Source organism: Vibrio sp. HI00D65 (genome assembly GCF_001635455.1).
Classification (GTDB): Bacteria; Pseudomonadota; Gammaproteobacteria; order Enterobacterales; family Vibrionaceae; genus Vibrio.
Genome location: NZ_LWEH01000340.1, coordinates 1 through 641 on the forward strand (window position 1 = coordinate 1; position 641 = coordinate 641).

The 641-nt window shown below is 42.6% G+C and carries 1 protein-coding gene; it reads left to right on the plus strand.

Annotated features, from left to right (window positions below):
* Positions 1-641, plus strand: a 641-nt coding sequence (locus A3712_RS19705; RefSeq protein ID WP_157618824.1) for an EAL and HDOD domain-containing protein, incomplete at both ends; no start/stop codon positions are given.

Genomic DNA, 641 nt, shown 5'->3' on the forward strand with positions numbered 1-641 from the left:
CCTATATTAAATCGCAAGAGGAATACACTCGGCTATGAGTTGTTATTTCGCGATGGAGAAAAAAATGCGTACCCAGCGCATATTGAGTCTAATCGAGCAACGTATCGTCTGATTGTTGAGAACTTCTTGTCTGTTGGTCTTAACCCTTCTATTCCATCTTCACGCTGTTTTATCAACTTCCCTTATCAAAGTTTGATTCGTCGACTGCCCTTAAGTTTGCCGAAAGATAAGGTGGTGGTAGAGATTCTGGAAACCTGTAAACCGACAGATGAATTGTTGGAAGCGGTTAAAGACCTTTACCAAGCGGGCTATATGATCGCCTTAGATGATTTTACTTCGACCCCAGAATGGGAACGTTTCCTTAAATACACGCATATCGTAAAGCTCGATATCATGCAGATGGGTTTGGATGAAGCGTGTGATTTGGTTAGGGCACATCAAGGGAAGAAGTTTAGCTTTTTGGCGGAGCGTGTTGAGACCGAGCAAGAATTCCAACAAGCTAAAGAGGCTGGCTTTAAGTTTTTCCAAGGTTACTTTTTTAATAAACCGGAAATCATCAAGAGTAAGTACATTAGCCCTGAGCAAGTGATTGCCATGGAGCTGTTCAAAGAGGTGTGTAAGCCCGATGTGGACTTTCAACG